Here is a 17,221-nt window from a genome sequence, read left to right on the forward strand (position 1 = left end):
CGAAAATTATCTTCCGATAAATCTACCGGGAAAATTACCCGTGGCCTTTTGATTTTCATAGACGGCCTGACCATTGACCCACACCTTCAGAATGCCGGTGGACAGGGCCATGGGATCGGTCATGGTAGCATTATCTTTCACGGTGGCGGGATCAAACAATACCAGGTCCGCGAAGTTGCCCGGTGCGATCAATCCCCGGTGGTGAAGACCCAGGTGTTCGGCGGTGAGACCAGTCATTTTAAAGATGGCCGTTTCCAGTGGCATGATCTTTTGATCGCGCACATAAGGACCCAGCACGCGTGTGAACGCCCCATGTCCGCGAGGGTGACCATCGGGTGCGCCGTCGGAACAAATGTTGGTATGAGGCCACTGCAGAAAACTCACAATATCTTCTTCTGCCATGGAGTGACCGGCAATACCTGCCGAACCCTTCTTTTCATCGGCTTCGCGAATCAAACGCATCAACGCTTTTGGTGGCGTTTCACGATTCAAGGTCGCGATCTCTGAAACGGTCTTCCCTTCATAGGAACGGTTTGCCGAAAAGTAGAGCATCACAGATTTGGAGGGATCGAATAGTTCTTGCGTGGCGAAGATTGCGCTTTGTTCGTTATCAAAATCTTTCTTGGGGAACAATACGCGCGGCGTGGACATCCACATGGCATAGGGATACACGTCGGCTGTAATATCGACACCTTGTGCACGGGCTTTCTCCAACCGGTTCAGCACATTCGGGGCCGTGCCCCATTTGCTGTGCAGGGCAATTTTTAAATGCGAGATCTGCACGGGCAACTTCGCTTCGCGACCGATGTTGATGATCTCGGTCACCGCCTCTTCCAGGTGAATGTCTTCGCTGCGGATGTGACTGATGTAGCGGCCACCTTTGGAAGCCGCCACCTTGGCCAGTGCAATCACTTCGTCGGTGTTTGAGAAAAACGCAGCTTCGTATTCCAAACCGGTGGCAAGGCCGAGCGAACCTTTGTCCATTTCTTTTTCCAGCAACGCTTTCATCGAATCCACCTCCGCAGTTCGCGCCGCACGGTACAGGCGTTGCTTCATGATGTGTTGCCGCAACGTGGCGTGGCCGGTATAGGTCGCCACGTTCACACTGACCGGAATTTTCTTCATGCTGTTTTTCAAAGAGTCCACCGGGTCTGAGTCGCCGTCTTGCCCAATAACAATGGTGGTGATGCCCTGACTGACAGCAGCCAAAAAGCTGGGTTCCTCTGTCATGCCACGGTCATGGTGACTGTGGCTATCGATGAAGCCGGGTGCCAGCACAGCGCCTTTTCCATCGGTTACTTTCTCGTTCGGGTAAGGCCTCAAGGTTCCGATGTCGCGAATGCGATCGTTCATGATGCGCACCGATGTTTTTTGCGCGGGCAAACCGTTGCCGGCCACCAGGTTGATGTTGGTGATCAACTCGGTCTGCGGCAATCGGATGGGCTTGCCTTCCCAAATATCCCTCACATATTGCCTGGCGGTGTTGCGCGACGAGTTGCTCAGCCAAATGAGCGTCTGGTCTTTGTCGGTGTAGCGTATGATCTGCGTATAGAAACCCACCCAAGAACCGGTGTGCTCCACCCCGGCCCCGCCCTCATCAACAAACCATCCAAAACCATAGCCGGTGGACTTCCCGTTCAAAAGTTTGCCCGGTGTAAAGGCTTCCTTCAGCGTCGATTTTTTTACCAGCTTTTCGGTATACAACGCGCGATCCCATTTCAAAAGGTCTTCCGCCGACGCATAGACATTGCCATCGCCCACAATGCCGTCGAATGCCATCAGGTCATTCAACACGGGTTGGCCGCCGTCATACCGGAAGCCGATCACGCGGGAGGCCGGCGAGGTTTTCATTTTCAGGTGATACACATAACTGTTGGTCATCTTCAACGGCCCGGCGATGCGTTGTTGAAAAAATTTATCGGCCGTCATCCCCGACACTTTTTCGATGACGGAGGCCAGTGTGGTGTAGTTTGTATTGCAGTATTCCCATCGTTCACCCGGTGCAAATAGCAAGGGTGGCTTCTTATACGCCAACAAGTCCAGCATCGAAGCATTGGTCAGTGTATCGAGCAAATTCAAATTGGCGGCGGCTATGTCAAAATATTCGGGAAGGCCCGAGGTTTGGTTCATGAGGTGACGGATCGTGATGCCTGGATAGGGAAAGATGAGAAGGTATTTTTGCACCGGGTCATCGTATTGAAGCTTGCCACCTTCGTGCAGCATCATCGTCATCATCGCATAGAATTGTTTGGAGACGGAGGCCAGATTAAAGGCCGAGGCGGTGGTGAGGGGTACGCGTGTTTTCGGGTCGGCTATGCCAAATGCTTTTTTGTATAAAACCTTTCCCTTTTCCGCCACCAACACCGTGCCGTTGAACATCTCTCTTTCGTTCATCCAATGAAGAACGGAATCGATGTGTGCAATTTTTGCTTGTTGCTGACAAAATGCGCCTGAACAGAGTAGCATGGCGCAGAGCGTGAAGAGGTGGCTTATCCGCATACGATTATCTTGTGGGTTTAGGTCGGTCATTCGGGACCGTAAAGCAAGATAATCTTTCTTCGCGAAAAGGAGGCTGTTATTGCTTCAGGATATAACCGATGCCCCGTACGTTTTCAATCCGCAAGGTGTCATCACTGCGAAGGTATTTCCGGAGTTTGGAAACAAACACGTCCATGCTGCGGGCTACGAAGAACCCGTCGTCTTCCCAAACGGTCTTCAAAAAAACATCGCGCTCGATGACCTTGCCGCCGTGACGAAAGAAGATCTGGAGCACTTTGCACTCTTTGTACGTGAGGCGCGTGGTGACACCGTTGGCGCACAGGGAAAGGTTGTGTACGTCTAACGTGGAACGGCCCGCCTTTAAAACCGGTGTGCGGTCGGCGGTGCCCATGGACCGTTTCAGGATCGCTTCGATGCGGTATTTGAATTCTTCGATGCTGAACGGCTTGCACACATAATCATCGGCGCCCACTTGGAAGCCCCGGATGCGGTCGGCGGTTTGGTTCTTGGCCGTGAGAAAAACAATGGGGACCTGCTGGTTGTATTTGCGGATTTCCAGGGCCAGGTCGAAACCGTCTTTCCGGGGCAACATGATGTCGAGGATGCAGAGGTCGAAGGCGTGGCTGTGGAAAGCGGAGAGTCCCTGCTCGCCGTTGGGACAGAGGCGAACGCTCCAGCCATAACCCTCCAGGGTATCTTTCAAAAGGAAGCCGAGGCTTTCGTCGTCTTCCACCAACAGGATGTCCGGCGTGCCGTTCATGCTCGCGGTAAAAAGATGCGCACGTCCGTGCCCTTGTCGAGTTCGCTGAACAGGCTCACTTCCCCGCGATGCGAGCGGATCACGCTTTTCACAAAGCTCAACCCCAAACCAAAGCCTTTCACGTGGACATCGCCGGAGCGCACGCGGAAAAACTTCTCAAACACTTTTTGCTTCATTTGGGGGGCAATGCCGATGCCGTTGTCGATGATGTCGATGGCAATGCCCTTGCCGCTGTCGCGCGTTTGTACCACGATGTGGGGTGCGTGCGGGGAATATTTCTCGGCATTGTCGATCACGTTGTTGATGGCCTGCGTCAACAGTTCGCGGTCGCCGAGGATCAACGTCGATTCCGCTTCGAACTTCAGGTGCAGTTGTCCCTGGCGCTCCTGGACTTTCAGTTGAAATGCTTCGGCACAATTGGCGATGAGTTGGTGCACGTCTACCCGCTCCAACGCGGGTTGCAAGTGATCTACCGAAGCGCCCAGCAGTACCTGGTCGATCTTCTCGCGCAATTTTTCATTCTCCTTTAGCAGGATGTCGATGTATACTTGCGTGCCGTTTTGTTCGGGCGTTTTATTCTTCAACATTTCGCCCGCGATCTTGATATTCGTTACAGGGGTTTTGAACTCGTGGGTCATGTTGTTGATGAAATCGCTTTTCAGCTCGGCAAACTTGCGTTCCCGCAACAGCGACAGAATGGCGTAGGCAAAGAAGCCCATCATGAGCAACAACATAAAGGTGGAGAAGATCCAGATGTCCAGCTGCGCCGCTACATAGCTTTCTTTTTTGGGAAAGTATACGGCAAAATTCTTTTCCATGGCATTTTGTTGCGCGCTGGCGTGGTCTTCCGGCAACCGGGGTTGCGTAGCCTTCACATAGTTGCCATAGACGAGTGTGTCGTCGTCGGCATTGTATACGCCCAGTTCATAATCGAGGTCGAGGCTGCGCGACAGGAATTCTTTTTTCAGCAAGCGGTCCAGTGCAGCGTCGTTCAACGCGCTTTCCGTGGAAACAAAAAAGAAATTGGACGAAAGCTTCTTCACGTGCGGAGCGGGCGAAACCGAATCGGCTACGTGCATCAAGGCGAGTTGCACGCGGTGATCGAATTGTTGTTCGGCTGCATCGAATGCCCGCTTGAACCAATACACCTGCACCACCAGCAGGCAGGTGAGCACCACGGTGCCCAGTAAAATGATCTTTCCTAAATGCTTGCGTTTCATTGTATAAAAATAAGGCTTTAAACGCGAACCGCCTTTTGTCGCCCGGTTTTTAACACTCCTTTAACACTTCTTTACACTCCTTAACCAAGCCGCTTTATCGCGGTGCGTAGCATTGTAAAAAACTTTACCATGCCCCACGCAAATTTCCGGTTTTCCCAAAACTACAGCTACTTCCTCGCGGCGCTGCTGCTCCTCTTGCTCGGCTTTACCCTCGTGGCCCTGGACCCCGCCGCCAACGGCTTTGGCGTCCTGACCCTCTGGATTGCACCGCCCATTTTATTGGCGGGATTTGCTTTGCCTGTGATCGGCATCCTGGGGGCGGACCATTTCCGCGGGCTGCACCTCGTGCAGGCCTGGAAGACCAACCCAATCCAACACGCCGGCGGCCTCGTCGCTTTCCTGGCGGCGTTCGTCACCTACCTGGTCACCCTGGAACCAACGGCAAGCCTTTGGGATTGTTCGGAATTTATTGCGTCGGCCTACAAGCTGCAGGTGCCCCACACGCCGGGCACCCCGCTTTCGTTGCTCTTCGGCAGGGTGTTTAGCATGCTTTCGTTCGGAAACGTGAAGCTGGTGGCTTGGACCATCAATATGATGAGCGGCTTGTTTTCGGCGCTCGCGGTGTGGGTGATCTATCATATCCTCTGCTACCTCATCCAAACCCTGCGGCCGGCCGATACCCCCAACGCCCTGGTGGCCATCGCGGCCCTGGGTGGCAGCTTGTGCATGGCATTTTCCGATTCGTTCTGGTATTCGGCGGTGGAAGCGGAGACCTATGGCGGGGCGTGTTTTTTCCTGGTGCTTTTGCTTTGGCTTATCCTGAAAGGGAAAGACCAACCGGAATCACAACGGTGGCGCTGGATCATATTGATCGCCTATGTCGCCGGCCTGGCCTATTGCGTCCATCCCATGTGCTTGCTGGTGCTGCCCGTGCTGCCGTTCTCGTGGTATGCCCGTGAACGGCGGCTCACGTTTTGGATGATCCTGGCCACTGTGGGCAGCGGGTTTCTCACCGTGTTCCTCATCAACCGCCTGGTGGCCATCGGGCTCTTTGAGCTGGCGTTCTCGATGGACTTCTTTTTTGTCAACACACTTCACTTTCCGTTTTACTCAGGTGCTTTGGCACTGATCGTGCTGATGATCGCAGTCTTTTATGTTGTACTAAAAAAATATGCCCGTTTGTCAACCTATACCTGGGCTTTCATTTTTCTGTTGGTAGGATTTTCACCGTACGCCTTGCTCTTTATCCGGTCGGGACACAATCCGCCGATCGATGAAACCAATCCTGAAAATTTGTACATGATCAAGGCCTACATGAATCGCGAATCGTATCCTTCCAGTCCGATGTTGTATGGCCCCTATTTCGATGCCGAAGTCGAGGAGTTTACGGTGAAGAGCAAGGCCTATACAAAGGGGCCTACAGCCTATGAACTTTCCGGGCCCCTGATCGAATATGAATACGAGCCGGCGCGACAAACCATTTTGCCCCGGCTCTACAGTCGCGATCCCGATCACATCGAAGCCTATCGCAGTTGGCTGGACCTGAAGCCGGGCGAAAAACCGCGCTTTGTCGACAACCTGAGATTCATGTTCAGCACCCAGCTGGGCCACATGTATCTGCGCTACTTCTTTTTCAATTTTGCAGGACGCGAAAGCGACGTGCAGGGGGCGGACTGGCTCAAGCCCTGGCAAAGTTTGCACGCGGCCGGCGACCATCCCAATCCAGGCAGGAATCAATATTGGTTGTTGCCTTTTGTCGCCGGCGTGTTGGGAATGCTCTTTCAATATCAAAAGGACAGGAAGGGCTTCCTTGCCGTGACCGTATTTTTTCTGCTCACCGGTCTGATCCTCGCGCTTTATCTCAATTCACCTCCTGTTGAACCCCGCGAACGCGACTATATCTACGTGGGGTCGTATATCGCTTTCTGTTTGTGGATTGGGATCGGTTTTTTCCATGCCGCGCATTTCGCCTTGAAAAAAACAAAAAGCCTTGTCTTGTGCGGCGCGCTGTGTGTCCTTGTGCCGGTGTGGATGTTCTATCAGAATTTTGATGACCACAATCGCGCCGGCAGGACTTTCCAGATCGACAGCGCCCGCAATACGCTGAGAAGTTGCGCTCCCAACGCCATTCTCTTTACCGGCGGCGACAACGATACGTTCCCGTTCTGGTACATCCAGGAAGTGGAAGGCTTTCGCACCGACGTGCGTGTGATGGTGCTCAGCTATTTTAATACCGATTGGTATATCCAGCAATTGAAAAGACAATATTATCAATCACCACCCTTTGCCCTTACGTTGGATGAAAAAGCTTACCGTCAATACGGCCCCAACGACGTGCTCTACATCCAGGAAAGCATTAAAGAGGGTATCGACGCAAAAAAATACCTGCAGTTGCTCAACGAAGAGCACAGCGCCCTTCGCGTTTTGACTGCACAAGGCGATGCTTACAATATTGTTCCGTCGCGCACACTGAAGATAAACCTCGAACCACCGGTGTCGCAAAATAAGTTGACCGCCAACGACACGGCCGCACCCAAAGGGCAGATCATGAATCTAAAGCTGACCGAGAACTATTTGCAAAAGAATGCATTGGCGTTAGTAGATCTCATCGTGAGCAATCACGGCGAACGGCCCATCTATTTTAATTTCACCTCCATCAACACCATCGGGCTGGACCTGAAACCCTACGCCGTGCAGGAAGGCACGCTGTACAGGCTTACGCCAACGTCGCATGATGAAAAAAACATTCCCGTCGACAAGGCCCTTACCTACAAGTATCTTGTCGAACAAGCCGACTACGCGAATCTCGCCAGCCCGAATGTTTATTTTAACTATGAGGATTTTCATGCGCGCATGATCGTCCCCATCCGTCAATCCTTCAACGCGCTGGCGGAAGCCTACCTGGAAGAAGGTGAAACGGAAATGGCGGAGAAAGTACTCGTCGAGGCCGTCGAAAAATTATATCCACCGCACCTGCTTCCCTCCTATACCAACCTGCAAGCCGCCGACATGCTCATGGCTCTGGGGAAAGATGAAATGGCGCAACGTCTCACGACGTCTGTTTACGAGTATGCTTCCGATATGGTGTTGCAGGATCGCGAGGCCGGCGTGCCCAGCAGCGACCTGAACCTTTTTCTGATGCAAAAATCAAACGAGCTTTTAAAAGAATGGCAAAAAACAGATGCCGCGTCCGCATTTGATAAATAGGGTTCTTTGCCGCCGGGGGTTTTTACTTAATTTCTATTCGCTAACCCGCTGTCTTGTCACGATATTCTTCCGGGGAGTATTTCTTTTCGGAAGAATTATTATCTTGGTGGAAAGTTATCCCTCATCTTCACCCTAACCCCTGTTACCAACAGATGTGTACTTCCCGACACGTTGTGAGATCCAGCGCGGCGCTTCTGCTTCTCTTTCAACTCCTCATCCTTTTCCCTTGCTTTGCCCAACGCGAATTCGTAGAAGGGTCAATCGTGCTCACTTCCGGTGAAACCGTGAGAGGCTGGATCGACCGGGGCAAGACTAAAAAGAACTATAAGCGCTGTACGTTCAAAAGCGACAAAAAAGGGAAGGCCCGCGATTACTTACCAACCGAGCTTCGCTCTTACAGTTTTGACAATGGCAAGCATTTCATCGCCAAGACCGGCGTCGCCGACAGCAGCAATTATTTTGCGGAAGAAATGCTGAAGAGTACGGTCTCCCTCTACACCAACGGGCGCTACTTCTTCTACTCGAAAGGCGATCAATACGGTTATCTTCCGGAACCCTATAACAAAACATTCTACGACAAAAGAAATGACCGTTACTCCAGACAGATACGACCCTATGTCGACACGTTGATGCGCATCATGAGCGACTGTCAAAGCATGTTGATACCGATTCAAACTTCTGCTTACACACACCGGTCGCTGCATTCCGTATTCCGAAAATACAATACCTGCATCGGCGCTCCGTTGCAAGACTTCGATAAGCAACCTTGGCTGCGGGTCAATTTTAAACTCGGTGCCGGTATGGCCTTCACGAAGTTCACCGTGACGCCCCACGGATTTCCACCCTTTAATGAAGCCGCCGTGGACAAAGCCCAGGCCGCGACCTTTGGCGGAGGCATTTCCCTCTACTCGCCCCGCGTGACCAACCAGCTCAAGCTAACCCTGGAAGGCTGGTATGTTCAAAACAAGTTTCATGGTCGTTCAACCGTGTCGTCCAGCGTGAACACCTATCACTATGAATTTTTTACAAACGTGACCTCCTTCAAAATTCCAATCGGTCTTCAATATAATTTAAGCGATGCGCCCTTCTCGCCCTTTGTTGGCGGTGGTTTTATGGATGAGATCATCAGCGGAACCTCGGGTTCGGCATCACTCGATATTGAAACGGGAAACCTCGTGACGGTGGCGTCTGATCCAGGCGTTGCAGGATTTCGTAAATACATGCTGGGCTTTTGGCTCTCTGCCGGCGTGAGCCAACGAATAAGCGGTCGCCTTGCGGCTGTGCTGATGGCACGCTATGAAAACATGAATGGGTATATCGGAGACGGTCTGAGCACCGATTCCCATGTCAGCGCGCTGTCGGCCGTTGTTGAACTTCAATTCTAAAATTTCGAACGTTATGAAACTGAACTATATTCTTCTTGTTACGGGCCTCCTCTTTGCGTGCACCGATACCAGCGAGGAGCTTGACCAACGCGACTATCCCCGCATTGAAACCTTTGCTCCCCAGATAACCAGTGACGGCGCACACTTTAGCGGAACGTTCCTCGTACCTGGCAAAAACAAAATCACAGACCACGGTTTTATCTGGGATCATGACTTTCCCGATCTTGCCACAGCACCCAAATTTTCCATGGGTCCAACCGAAACCACGGGGCCCTTTGACGCCGATGTGAAATATACGTTTGTAAAAGGACGAGAATATGTCGTCCGCGCCTATGCGATCACGTCGGACTATAAAGTTTTGGGGCAGGCGTTCAGGTTTACGGCGGAGTAGAAAGTAGAAATTTCACCGCGCTACTCATATCGCAACGTCCGCACGGGGTTTGCCCTGGACGCCCGCGCTACCTGGAAGCTAATGGAAAGCAACGCCAACAAAACCGTAAGAGACACGGGCACCAGCGCCATCCACCACGAAAGATCAACTCTGTAGGCATAGCTCTTTAGCCATTGCTGCATCAGTAAATATCCCAGCGGAATCGCGACGAGATTGGCCATGAAGATAAGACGAACATAATCGCGCGTCAGCAACACCATGATCTCCCGGAGTGAAGCACCCAATACTTTTCGAACGCCGATCTCCTTGGTGCGTTGTGTCACCATGAAGGCCGACAATCCAAACAGGCCAAGACACGAAATAAAGATCAGCACTTGTGAGCCGCTCACCAGGGCTGCGTTCATTTTCTGGTCCGATTCATAGAGACGCATCAGGCGCTCGTCCAGGAATTGATAGGTCATGGGTTCGTTGCTCATGACCGCCTTATAGGTTTGTTCGATCCGGCTCACCATTTCTGTAGGATGTTCCCCATCCGTCTTCACATACAAGAAACTGGCGTAGGGTGTGAGGCCCATCACCAACGGCGCCACTTTTTGCTTCAAGGAAAAAAGGTTGACGTCCTTTACCACACCGATCACCTGACCCTTCTTGCCGTAGTTGAAGCCCTCGATCTTTCGGCCAAGTGGTCCTTGCGGGGTCTTATCCCAGCCGTAGGCTTTTACCGCGGCTTCGTTGACGAGGTAAGCGGCTTTGTAGTCGGCTTCATTCGTTGGATCAAAGTTCCTTCCCTGGATCACTTCAAGACCCAACACCCGCAAATAATCTTTATCAAAGTGCAGCCGCGATACCGTGCTGGATTTCATTTCACCGTTGGCCCGTTCCACATAGTGTTCATCCACCATATCGGAATAGCCCGGCACATAATCGCATACGGCTGCCCCGGATACACCCGTGACCACCAGGAGCTTTTCTTTCAACACCAGCAAGTCCTTCATATAAGCATCCGGGATCGTGATGATCATAACATTTTCCTTGCTGAAGCCCAGGTCCTTCTGACTGAGGTAGCGCATTTGCGCACTCACCACCAGGACAGCCACGATCATGATCGCCGAAATGGCAAACTGCGTCATCAAAAGTGTTTTCCTGAAATGCGCTTTTCCCGGACCACCGCTCAACTTGCTTTTCAATATTTGTATGGGATTGATCCACGATAGATAGAACGCCGGATAAAATCCCGAAAGCAACGACAAGACCAGCACCACGCCCGTCGCCGTCATCAAAAACTCCCGTTGACGGAAGATGCTCATGTCGAGTTTGTATTCCATCAGCGTATTGAAGCGAGGGATCAACAGGTAAAAGATCCCCACACCAATTGCCGCCGCGATGAACGTTATCAGGACGGCCTCGATCATGAATTGTTTTTGGATCTGGTGACGCAGGGCACCGATTACTTTTCTCACGCCGATCTCCTTGAAGCGATGGGCCGACGCCGCTATGGCGAGGTTTGTATAGTTTATGCCGGAAGAAAAAAGAAAGAACAGCGCCAACACCGAGAAAGCATACATATACCCGACGCTGCCACCGGGAGAAAGCTCATACATTTTGTCGGAATGATGATGAATGTCCGTCAACGGCTGAAGGAACACCGCCACCTTTGCCCCAAAGGCCTCCGCTACCTTCTTGATGTTTTCGTTGGCGGCGATGAAATCGGTGATTCGCTTTTGCAGTACCTGCGGATCGGTTCCCGGGTTGACACGAATGTAGGTATAGGCGTGCGAGTCATCCCACACATTGTCGTTGCCCCGACCTTGCCAGCCAACCAACGCTTCGGGATGCCAGTGACTGCTGTAGGGTATGTCCTTCACTACGCCGCCCACAGCCAACTCCTGTTTATCGATGCGGATCACGGTTTGCAGCAGGTCGCGCCGTTCCAAATAATCGGGACCAAAGATCTTTGTTGCCAGCGTATGGGATAGTACAACGCGATCCGGCTGACGCAACGCCGCCGCATTGCCGGCGAGGAAACGAAAGGTGATCACCTTGAAGATCGTGGAGTCGGCTATAAAAATGTTTTGCTGATAGAAGGACTTGTCCTGGTAGGTCACCGAAGAATTGCCGGTAGTATACGACCACGTCATGAACCGGGCCATGTCTTTGATCTCGGGAAGAGCTTCTTTCAAGGCCAGACCGATGGCCGGTGGGATGGGTGCAAATTGTGTTTCTTTTGTATCGATCACCGTACTACAACTGATGCGGTACACCGACGATGGATCATCCACATAACGGTCATAAGAAAGTTCCGTATAAACGTAGGCAATCAGCAGCAGGGAACACCCTATTCCAAGCGCCAGACCAAAGGTGTTGACCACGAGGAATTGTTTGTCGCGCTTCATACTTCGGAAAGCGCTTTTCAAATAGTGACCGAAAAGCATCCGGAAAGGTGTTTGCGAAAAGCCATGCTTTCTTCTTCGCAGAATGTAGGGTCTGAAAAAAGAGAACACGTCCAGCACAAATTGAAAGCGCGCCGACCGAACGCCGTAGTCGCGGACGCGTTCATAGAACCGCTCGTGCAGGTCGCCTTGAAGATCGTGAAGCAAATGCGGTGCGCAAAACCATGCAAAGAAGCGATCCGCCCAAACCGGTGGTTTATGTTTCATAGCTTACCTTATATATTTTTGAAAACAACTTTTGGCATCAGGCTCCACAGGGCGTCGCGCTGCGTTTTGCTGCGCAGCAAAGCCTTTTTTCCGGCGGCTGAGATGGTGAAGATGCGCTTGCTTCGTCCGCCCCGTTCCTGGGTGGCACCGCCGAGTTTGGAATCCACGTACCCTTTTTCTTCCAGGCGGTTCAAGGCAGAATGCACCACCGCGAAGATGACGTTGCGCTTGGTGACGCGTTTGATCTCTTTCGCAATGGCAATGCTGTAGGCCTCCTCCTGCAAGATGCCCACCGTGAGCAACACCAGTTCTTCAAATTCGCCGAGGTTTGTTCCTTTCATGAACCGTTATTTGTTCACTAAATGTATAGCTAATAAACGCCAATGTCAACGGTTCTATTTTATTTGTTATTCAAATAATGATGAAATAGTCTCCCCCCGGTAGGCGGGAGACAAAAGAAATCTATTCGTCCCAGCCGCCGCCCAGGGCCTTATACAAGGCGATCAGCGAATGAAACTGTTCCTTGCGCGTATCGGCCAGTGCCAACTCGGCCTCCAGCACACCGCGTTGTGCCGCCACCACCTCGAGGTAGTTGGCATAGCCGGTTTTAAAAAGATCGCGCGAGGTGGCCACTGCATTTTGCAGGACCGCCACCTCTTGTTCCTTCAGGTTGGAGGTGGCCTTCAAATTCTCGATCCGGTTCATGTTGCTCACCACCTCGCTGTAACCATTGAGCACCGTACGGCGATATTGATGAAAGGCCTCATTTTGAAATGCCGTAGCCGCCTTGTAGTCGGCGCGAATGTTATTGCGATCAAACAAGGGTGCCGTTAGCCCGCCCAAAACATTGTACGCAATGGAACCGGGCGTACTAAAAAAGTAGGCCGAACTAAACGACTGCAAGCCCACCGAGGACGTGATGGTGAGCGATGGGAAGAAAGCCGCATAGGCCGCCTTCACATCGGCATGCGAGGCCAGCAACGCCAACTCCGCTTGCTGAATATCGGGACGCCGTCGCAGCATTTGCGCCGGGATGCCGACGGTGACCTCCGAGGGAAGCGCATGTGTCAGTATAGGTTGGCCTCTTTCCACGGGGTTGCCCATGCTTCCACGCAAAACATTGAGCGCGTTTTCGGCGTCTACGATCTCCTGGCGCACGCGGTACTCCAGGCCTTGTGTATTGATCAATTGGGCGGTGAATTGTTGCACCGCCAGTTCGTTGGCGCGGCCGGCCTGCTTCTGAACCAGGATCACTTCCACCGCTTTTTGCTGGAGCCGGATGTTTTCGTGGATGATCTGCAGTTCGTTGTCGAGTGCGAGCAGCTCGTAGTATAACACGGCCACTTCGGCAACCAGCGTGGTCGTGACCCAGTGTTTTCCTTTTTCGCTGGCCAGCAGTCGCGTAAAGGCGGCTTTCTTGCGATGGCGGAGCTTTTTCCAAAGGTCGATCTCCCACGAGCTTTGCAGGCCGGCGTAATATTCCGGGAGGTGTTCGGGCATGCGTTTGTCGTCGGTGATATTGTCGGAAAAATTGGTATCAAAATTTCCCACGCCGTCCATCGTGTGGTCGCCAAACTTGCGTTGACCCCGCGCGACAAAAAGATTCACCGAAGGAAAGAGTGCTCCTTTTCGCAGCAGCACGCCGGCGCGGGTCATCTCGATGCGTTGCAGGGCGATCTGCACGTCGGGATTACTTTCGATAGCTTCGCCGATGAGACGGATCAAATGCGGGTCTCTGAAAAATACATTCCACGGTGTGCGTCCCGAACTGGTCGTATCGGCCACCGCACCAAAGGAATCCGGCACTTTTACCGCCTGAGGAAACATGGGCTTCGTCATTTTGCAACTCGTGCACAGGACCACTACAAAAATAAAAACGCTATACGCCGATCGTTTAAAAGTCATAATCGAATCTCAATTTTAATTCACGATATGTAAATGCTCCCCGAACTTCATCGCGGGCTTGCGGCGTTCGGCCAACTCTGCGAAGATCACATAGAGACCCGGAACGAGAATGACGCCGAATACCGTTCCGATGATCATGCCCCCGGCGGCCGCGGTTCCGATGGAGCGATTGCCCAATGCGCCGGCACCGGTAGCCATACACAACGGTATGAGTCCCGCCACAAAAGCAAACGAAGTCATCAGGATGGGGCGCAACCGGGATGCTGCACCTTCGACGGCGGCTCTCAGCACCGAGAGCCCTTCTTTCTGGCGTTGAATGGCGAACTCTACCACAAGGATGGCATTCTTTCCCAGCAGTCCGATCAACATGACCAGCGCGACCTGTGCATAGATATTGTTCTGCAATCCCGCCACCGTCAGGAAAAAGAATGCGCCGAAAATTCCCGTGGGCAAAGACAAGATCACCGGCAAGGGCAACAAAAAACTTTCGTATTGGGCCGATAGCAATAAGTAGACGAACAACAGGCAGATCATAAAAATGAAGATCGCCTGGTTGCCGGACAGGATCTCCTCGCGCGTCATCCCCGACCACTCGTAGGTGAATCCCCGTGGCAGGGTTTGGCTGGCCACTTGTTTAATGGCTTCGATGGCATCGCCGCTGCTATAGCCGGGCTTTGCCTCGCCGTTGACCATGGCCGCCGTGAACATGTTGTAGCGCGTCAATTGCTCGGGTCCATACACGCGCTCTAAATGGACAAACGCGGAGTAGGGAACCATCTCGCCTTTGTCGTTCTTCACGTGCAACGCCAGGAGATCTTCCGGGTTGGCGCGGTAGTGCGCGTCGGCCTGCACCATCACTTTATACATCTGGCCAAAGCGAATAAAGTTGGTGGCATACAAACTGCCGATGAGGGTTTGCAGGTTACTCATGGCTTTATCGATGGTCACCCCTTTTTGCGCCGCCGTCTCCTGGTCGACGTGGATCATGTATTGCGGGAAGCTGGGATCGAAGCTGGTGAAGGCGTCGCCAATTTCCGGTCGCGCTTTCAGGGACCGGATGAAATCTTCGGTCACCGATGCTGTTCGCTGAAGGTCGCCCGTGCCTGTTCTATCCAGGACGCGAAGCTCGAATCCACTCGCATTGCCAAAGCCCGGCACGGTGGGCGGTGGGAAGAATTGAATGCTGGCATCCGAAATGTTTTTCGTGCGCTCCTCCAACTCCCGGATGATCTCCGGGAGCGACTCCTCGCGCTCATCCCAGGCCTTCAGGTTGATCATGCCCATGCCATACGAAGACCCCGCGCCATCGGTCATCAGGCTAAATCCCGCCAGCGTCGATACCGATTCCACAGAAGACATGCCCTTGGTAGCCGCTTGCACTTCATCCATCACGCGTTCCGTCCGTTCAACGGTTGCGCCAGACGGCGTGGTGATGTTCACATAGATCATGCCCTGATCTTCGGTGGGAATAAAACCGGAAGGCAATATCGTACTGATACCCCAGGTGGCCACGATAAAAAAGAACAACAATCCCATCGTCACGACGCGGCGGCCAGCCAGCGCAGTGATCAGCGACTGATATTTATTCGCCACCGTTCCATAGCCGTTGTTGAATTTTAAAAAGAAACGTTGCAGCAAATTTTTTCCATGGTTGTGCTCATCCGCCTGTTTCAGCATGATCGCACACAGCGCAGGCGTGAGGGTTAGCGCGTTGATCCCCGAGATAACAATGGCGATGGCCAGCGTCAGCGAGAACTGGCGATAAAAAATTCCCACCGGCCCCGACATGAACGCCACCGGCACAAACACGGCCGACATCACCAACGTGATGGCCACAATGGCGCCGCTGATATCTTTCATGGCCGCGACGGCGGCTTGTTTAGGCGGCAAGCCCTCTTCCATCTTCACGTGCACGGCCTCCACCACTACGATGGCGTTGTCTACCACAATGCCGATGGCCAGCACCAGCGCAAACAGCGTCAGCAGGTTAATGGAGAAGCCCAGCATCTGCATAAAAAAGAATGTGCCCACGAGCGACACCGGCACGGCCAACGCGGGGATGAGGGTGGAACGAAAGTCCTGCAAAAAAATAAACACCACCAGCGACACCAACAGGAACGCTTCTATCAATGTGCGCACCACTTCATGGATCGATGCATCCAGGAAGCGCGACACGTCATAGCTGATGGTATATTTCATGCCCGGCGGAAACGAGGCAGCTTGAAGCTCTTCCATCCGCCGCTTCACGTTCGAGATCACTTCGCGCGCGTTCGAGCCGGGGCGTTGCTTCAGCAGGATCGCAGCCGAAGGTTTGCCGTCGAGCTTGGAGAGAATGCCGTAGTCCATGGAGCCAAATTCGATGTCGGCGATGTCTTTCAGTTTCAACATGGCGCCTTCTTCGGTGGCGCGGATCACGATGTTGCCATACTGCACAGGCTCGTTGAACTTGCCGGTGTAGCGCAGCACGTACTGGAGCATTTGTTTGTAGCGGTCAGAGCTTTCACCCGATTTACCTGGAGCGGCCTCCACGTTTTGCGCGCGCAGGGCCTGGACTACTTCATCGGCAGAGACTTCGTAGATGGCCATGCGGTCGGGCTTGAGCCAAATGCGCATGGAATACTCGCGAGCGCCCATGATGTCGGCAAAGCCTACGCCGTCGATGCGTTTTAGTTCGGCGAGCACGTTGATGTCGGCGAAGTTGTAGATGAAGTTTTCATCCACGGTGTTGTCGTCGCTGGTGAGGTTGAGGTAGAGCAGCATGCTGTTCACCTCTTTTTCAACGACCACCCCCGCCTTGATCACTTCCTCCGGCATTTCATCCAACACGGTGGACACGCGGTTCTGTACGTTCACGGCCGCCAGATCGGGATCGGTTCCCACCCGGAAATACACTTGAATGATGCTGGTGCCATCGTTGCTGGACACCGACGTCATGTAGGTCATGCCGGGCACACCGTTCACGGCCCGTTCGATGGGTGTGACCACGGCTTTGGCGCACACTTCGGCATTGGCGCCCACATAGCTGGTGGTGACCGTCACCGCCGGCGGCACGATGTCGGGGAATTGCGTGACGGGTAGCTCAACCCAGGCCAGCACGCCCAGCAGGGTGATGAGCAGGGATATGACCAGTGAAAGCACAGGTCGTTCTATAAAGGTGCGAAACATCTTTAGCGTTTTGTTTTAAAAGGATTGACGAA

10 protein-coding genes are annotated in these 17,221 nt (G+C 52.9%); 3 read left to right on the top strand and 7 right to left on the bottom strand.

Annotation, left to right across the window (positions count from 1 at the left end; translation table 11 throughout):
* Window positions 1-6: 6 nt before the first annotated feature.
* The 3 genes from D4L85_RS05400 to D4L85_RS05410 form a co-directional block, all read right to left on the bottom strand.
* Window positions 7-2,499, bottom strand: coding sequence for a serine hydrolase (locus tag D4L85_RS05400; RefSeq protein WP_119758671.1), 2,493 nt, complete (start codon window positions 2,497-2,499; stop codon window positions 7-9).
* Window positions 2,500-2,575: 76 nt separating this feature from the next.
* Entirely contained in the window at window positions 2,576-3,259 is a 684-nt protein-coding gene (locus D4L85_RS05405; RefSeq protein WP_119753353.1) for a response regulator transcription factor, read from the bottom strand.
* Window positions 3,256-4,479, bottom strand: a complete 1,224-nt coding sequence (locus tag D4L85_RS05410) for a sensor histidine kinase (RefSeq protein WP_119753354.1) — start codon at window positions 4,477-4,479, stop codon at window positions 3,256-3,258. Before D4L85_RS05410 ends, D4L85_RS05405 begins: the two co-directional genes overlap by 4 nt.
* Before the next feature lie 129 nt (window positions 4,480-4,608).
* On the opposite strand from D4L85_RS05410, the gene D4L85_RS05415 reads away from it, so the two are divergent.
* From D4L85_RS05415 to D4L85_RS05425, 3 genes are all read left to right on the top strand, one after another.
* Entirely contained in the window at window positions 4,609-7,686 is a 3,078-nt protein-coding gene (locus tag D4L85_RS05415; protein WP_119753355.1) for a glycosyltransferase family 117 protein, read from the top strand.
* 152 nt (window positions 7,687-7,838) lie between these two features.
* On the top strand, window positions 7,839-9,071 hold the full coding sequence (locus tag D4L85_RS05420) for a hypothetical protein (RefSeq protein ID WP_160143560.1): 1,233 nt from the start codon (window positions 7,839-7,841) through the stop codon (window positions 9,069-9,071).
* A 13-nt stretch (window positions 9,072-9,084) separates the two neighbouring features.
* Window positions 9,085-9,462: a hypothetical protein gene (locus D4L85_RS05425; protein WP_119753357.1), complete on the top strand. Its 378-nt coding sequence runs from the start codon at window positions 9,085-9,087 to the stop codon at window positions 9,460-9,462.
* A 20-nt stretch (window positions 9,463-9,482) separates the two neighbouring features.
* Here D4L85_RS05425 and D4L85_RS05430 read toward each other — a convergent pair whose 3' ends face one another.
* From D4L85_RS05430 to D4L85_RS05445, 4 genes are all read right to left on the bottom strand, one after another.
* Window positions 9,483-12,119, bottom strand: a complete 2,637-nt coding sequence (locus D4L85_RS05430) for an FtsX-like permease family protein (RefSeq protein ID WP_119753358.1) — start codon at window positions 12,117-12,119, stop codon at window positions 9,483-9,485.
* Between the two features lie 8 nt (window positions 12,120-12,127).
* Window positions 12,128-12,460 (bottom strand): PadR family transcriptional regulator, encoded by a 333-nt coding sequence (locus D4L85_RS05435; RefSeq protein WP_119753359.1) that lies wholly within the window; start codon window positions 12,458-12,460, stop codon window positions 12,128-12,130.
* Between the two features lie 121 nt (window positions 12,461-12,581).
* Entirely contained in the window at window positions 12,582-14,024 is a 1,443-nt protein-coding gene (locus D4L85_RS05440) for a TolC family protein (protein ID WP_119753360.1), read from the bottom strand.
* Window positions 14,025-14,039: 15 nt separating this feature from the next.
* Window positions 14,040-17,189, bottom strand: a complete 3,150-nt coding sequence (locus tag D4L85_RS05445; RefSeq protein ID WP_119753361.1) for an efflux RND transporter permease subunit — start codon at window positions 17,187-17,189, stop codon at window positions 14,040-14,042.
* Window positions 17,190-17,221 lie beyond the last annotated feature (32 nt).

It is taken from the genome of Chryseolinea soli, from assembly GCF_003589925.1.
Taxonomy (GTDB): Bacteria; Bacteroidota; Bacteroidia; order Cytophagales; family Cyclobacteriaceae; genus Chryseolinea; species Chryseolinea soli.